The organism is Micromonospora sp. NPDC002411 (genome assembly GCF_053592955.1).
The window spans coordinates 1-4,192 of record NZ_JBSFBM010000459.1; the positions used below are offsets into that span (position 1 = coordinate 1).

Annotated in this window: 3 protein-coding genes and 2 pseudogenes; 1 reads left to right on the top strand and 4 read right to left on the bottom strand. The window is 69.1% G+C overall.

The features are described from left to right. The 4 genes and pseudogenes from ACWCO3_RS32100 to ACWCO3_RS32115 form a co-directional block, all read right to left on the bottom strand. Positions 1 to 80, bottom strand: a pseudogene (locus ACWCO3_RS32100) (hypothetical protein); the annotation flags it as partial. Positions 81 to 95: 15 nt separating this feature from the next. Then, positions 96 to 1,814: a cellulose binding domain-containing protein gene (locus ACWCO3_RS32105; RefSeq protein WP_358164786.1), complete on the bottom strand. Its 1,719-nt coding sequence runs from the start codon at positions 1,812 to 1,814 to the stop codon at positions 96 to 98. Positions 1,815 to 2,104: 290 nt separating this feature from the next. Beyond that, positions 2,105 to 2,290 (bottom strand): annotated as a pseudogene (locus ACWCO3_RS32110) (cell division protein DivIVA); the annotation flags it as partial. Positions 2,291 to 2,607: 317 nt separating this feature from the next. Further along, positions 2,608 to 3,123 carry a MarR family winged helix-turn-helix transcriptional regulator gene (locus ACWCO3_RS32115; protein ID WP_145780310.1) on the bottom strand — a complete coding sequence of 172 codons (516 nt, stop codon included), beginning with the start codon at positions 3,121 to 3,123 and terminating at the stop codon, positions 2,608 to 2,610. A 142-nt stretch (positions 3,124 to 3,265) separates the two neighbouring features. Here ACWCO3_RS32115 and ACWCO3_RS32120 point away from each other — a divergent pair. Next, the coding region (locus ACWCO3_RS32120; protein ID WP_450013645.1) for an LLM class flavin-dependent oxidoreductase at positions 3,266 to 4,192 on the top strand (927 nt) is incomplete at its 3' end.

The window sequence follows — 4,192 nt, forward strand, 5'->3', positions numbered from 1 at the left end:
AACCCGGCCCGGCCGGTCAGATGCTGCAACGGCTCCCGCCCGGCCCGACGACGCGTCAACTCGTCGAGCCGCGCCACCTGGTCGACGTCGAGATCTCAGAGGGTGAACACGAGCGTGGAGATGCTGCGCGCGCCCACGTTGATGGTGGCTTGTCCTCCGTTGACGCTTGTCGGTTGGCTGGCCGCGTTGGCGTTCTGCGAGGTGAGGTAGTGCTCGGCCCGGGTGACGTTCTGCGGGGCCTGGATGACGGCGTTGTTGACCGCGCTGTTCGAGCGGTTGAGGATGACCAGGGTGATCTTCCCGTCGCCCTGGTAGGCGGTGACCTCCAGCGGGGAGGCCTTGGAACTCTTCGTCAGGGCGACGCGCTGGTAGCCGGGGCGGACGTACTTGGCGTACTGGGAGAAGGCGTACCCGCGCTTGAGCGGGGCACCCGCGACCGTGCCGTACGCGGATTCGCCGTCGCCGATGAAGGAGTAGTAGCGCTTGCCGTACCACCAGATGTAGGCGCTCCAGTTGGCCTCCATCGACTTGTGCACGGTGCGCATGATGTCGTCGAGGGTTTCGTTCCAGACCGCCGTGTTGGCAGGGTTGCCCCAGATGTTGGAGCCTCCGCCGTCGGCGGCGTGCAGGTTCCACTCGGTCATCCACACCGGCTTGTTGTGCTGCTCGGCCAGGTTGTAGGGCCGTAGCCGGCCGGAGTCCTCGGTGCCGTAGAGGTGCCCGCCGATGTAGCCGATGTTGTTGCGGGCGGTCGAGTCGTTCAGGGTTGGGTCGGTGAAGTTGTAGTTCAGGTTCACCGCCTCGGCGACCATCAGCTTGGTGTTCTGCACCTTCGTGCCCTGGTCACGGACGAAGGTGCGCAGCTCGGTGCCGCTCCAGTCCATCGAGTCGTAGTCCGGGTGCCAGTCTGGCTCGTTCTGCACCGAGGTCACGTCGATGGTCACACCCTGGCCGCGCATGTACTGCACGTAGCTGTTCAGGTGGTTGGCGTAGTCGTCGTAGTAGTCGGTCCGCAGCTTCCCGCCGTTGACCCGGCTGTTGTTGGTCTTCCACGCCGCCGGCGCGGTCCACGGCGACGCGAGGATCTTCACGTTCGAACCAGAGGACTTCGCCGTCTTCAACGAGTTCACGTGCGTCGCCCACTCGCTCGACACCGGCGACAGGCCGGTCCGCACGATGGACAGACCCAACTGGTTGGCGCCCATCCCGACCAGGGTCTGCGTCTCGGCCGTCGACCACGCGCTGCCCCAGATGGACTGCGCGGCCCCGAACCCGTCGACGGTCTGGTACCTGGTCGCGCTGTTCACCGTGATGTCCGCCGGCCCGTTCGGCGGGGGAGTAGTGGCCGGCGGTGTGGTCGGTGGGGGAGTCGTCGGCGGGGGTGTGGTCGGCGTCGTGTCGCCGGTGCAGGCCACCCCGTTCAACGTGAAGCTCGTCGGAGCGGGGTTGCTGCCGCTCCACGAGCCGTTGAAGCCGAACGAGACCGTCCCGTTGGTCGCGATGCCCCCGTTGTAGCTGACGTTCTTCGCGGTCACCGCCGCGCCGCTCTGGGTCACCGTCGCGTTCCACGCCTGGGTCACCGTCTGACCTGCACCGTAGGACCAGGTCAGCGTCCAACTCGACACCGCGTCACCGAGGTTGGTGATGCTCACGTTGGCCCCGAAGCCGTTCTGCCACTGCGACGACACGCCGTAGTTCACCGAACAACCGGCGGCCGCCGCCCCGGCCGGCGTCGCCAGGGCGACCGCCGTCGAGGCCAGCAGGACGGCGCCAGCCGACACCAGGACGGCGTTGGTCCTTCTTGGTCTTCTCATGAAGCTCCTCCTGAACGGTGGTGGTGTCCACGCCTTCGGAGGGCTCGCCATCCGGCGAGTTGCGGTCGCTCGTCGGTCAGGACAGGAATTGGGAGCGCTCCCAGGCTGGCGATGCCAGGAAGCTATTTCATCCAATGACTTCTGTCAATGCGTTGCTTGCGCGGGCAGGAGGATGGTCCACCTGTTCCGGGAAGACCCGTCACCGGCCGCAGGGGACGGCGGTCCCTCGCGCGGGGGAGTGGCGAACCTCAGGCGGGCGACCCCGAATCCGGGCCCCGGTCTCTGCCGGTGATCCCGGCGGCCTGGTCGTGGGCCCGGCTCACTATCATCTCCGCCTCCTGGCGGGCGGCGGCCACGAGCTCCTCGGATTCGCGCCTCGCTTCGTTGCGGTGGTCGTTGGCCTGATTCTCGGCGAGCTTGAGGATCTGTTCCACCCGAGTGCCGAGGCCGCTGAGAGTGGGTCGTTCGTGCCGCTCTCGCCACTCGTCGTACGAGGTGTCCGCGCTCGCGCTGTTCCCGTCGCGGTCCACCATGCCGTCGGCCATCAGATCGGGCTCGCTCTCGCCGAGCAGGGCGAGGCCGATCCCAAGCGCGGCCACCGCGACTCCGGACCACAGGGCGGCGGTCCCGAGAGACGGCCCGACGGCCGCACCGACGCCCAGTCCGAAGAGGAGGGCTGCGGTCTTGGCTGGCTTGCGCATGGCTCGACCTCACGGCTACGGACGGCGGGCTTCTGGCTCCAGCATGCCGAGCCAGGTCAAGCCGTGCCGGGCAACGGGTCTGAGCTGTCGGCCTACTGCTCGGGCGGCAGGACGCTGCGTACCGCGACACAGGGGTCCGTCGCGGGCGCGGCGGCGTGGATCGCCTCGGCGGCGCGGGCTGCGACGTCGCGGAAGGTGTCGCGTTGATCCTCGGGTAGCCCGCCCAGCACGTGGTCCTCGGCGTGGGCGACCCGCCGCTCGGCCTCGGCGAGCGCCGCACGCCCACGGTCGGTGGCCACCACCCGGCGGGCGCGACGATCCTGGGGGTCGAGCTTCCGTTCGATGAGACCGGCGGTCTCCAGGTCGTCGATGACGTACGTCAGGACGCTGCGGTCGATGGCCAGGCGGGTCGCCAGGGCGCCCTGCGTGGGCACGTCCTCGTGTACGACGACGGCCAGGATGTGGTAGCCCCTGCTGCCGTGCGGCAGGTCGTTCAGCATCTCCTCGACGTACTCGTGCCAGCGGCGCAGCACCACGCCCAGGGACCAGCCGAAGGTCGAGCCGCGCCTGCGGTCGGCCGGCAGTTCGCACGGGTCGGTGGCGGCCATGAACGGGACGCTAACAGGCGATGTGTCGACCGAAACGACGTTCCGAGCCGCCTGGAATGCGTGGGCAGACAACTGCGTTGTGGGGCATACGATCTGCTGGACAGATCATCGTCTGGCAACATGACACGGAGATGCTGACGCGATGCCTGATTACGGTCACGAAATCCTGTTCGGGACGTTCCTGACACCGAGCGCTCAGGACCCGGACCACGTGGTGGCGCTCGCCGAGCTGACCGAGGCGGCCGGCCTGGACCTCACCACCTTCCAGGACCACCCGTACAACGCTGACTACCTCGACACCTGGACCCTGCTGAGCTGGGTCGCCGCCCGCACGGAACGGTTGCGGATCTCGGGAAACGTCCTCAGCCTTCCGCTGCGCCCGCCGGCCGTCCTGGCCAGGGCTGCGGCGAGCCTGGACCGGTTGTCCCACGGCCGGTTCGAGCTGGGCCTCGGCGCGGGCGCGTTCTGGGACGGTGTCGAGGGCATGGGGGCTCGCCGGCTGACGGCGGGGCAGGGCGTCGAGGCGTTGCGCGAAGCGATCGACGTCCTGCGCGGTGTCTGGGACGACGCCGCACCCGGGCCGCTGCGCCACGACGGGAAGTACTACCCGATCCCCGGCATGCAGCGCGGCCCCGCGCCGGCGCACGACATCGACATCTGGCTCGGCGCGTACCAGCCGAAGATGCTGGCGTTGACCGGGCAGAAGGCGAACGGCTGGCTGCCGACGCTGGAGTACCTGCGGTCCCCGGACCGGGTGACGGCCAACCGGCTCATCGACGAGGCGGCGGTCGCTGCGGGACGCGACCCGCGGCAGATCCGGCGGCTGCTCAACCTGTTCACTGTCGACGTCTCGTCGCGCAGTCGCGGTTTCCTCCAGGGGCCACCGGAGCAGTGGGTCGAGCAACTCCTCCCGCTGGTCGTCGAGGAGGGATTCAGCACCTTCCTGGTCGGCCGCGACGACCCGCGACTGATCCAGGCCTTCGGGCAGGAGATCGCTCCGGCGCTACGCGAGGCGGTCGCCAGGGAGCGCGCGGCGAGCGTGCCGGACGCCAGCCGGCCCGGCGCGCTC

Excerpts from the sequence above, each read along its gene's own strand:
- ACWCO3_RS32105 (WP_358164786.1), bottom strand. The coding sequence starts at position 1,814 with ATGAGAAGACCAAGAAGGACCAACGCCGTCCTGGTGTCGGCTGGCGCC.
- ACWCO3_RS32115 (WP_145780310.1), bottom strand. The coding sequence starts at position 3,123 with ATGGCCGCCACCGACCCGTGCGAACTGCCGGCCGACCGCAGGCGCGGC.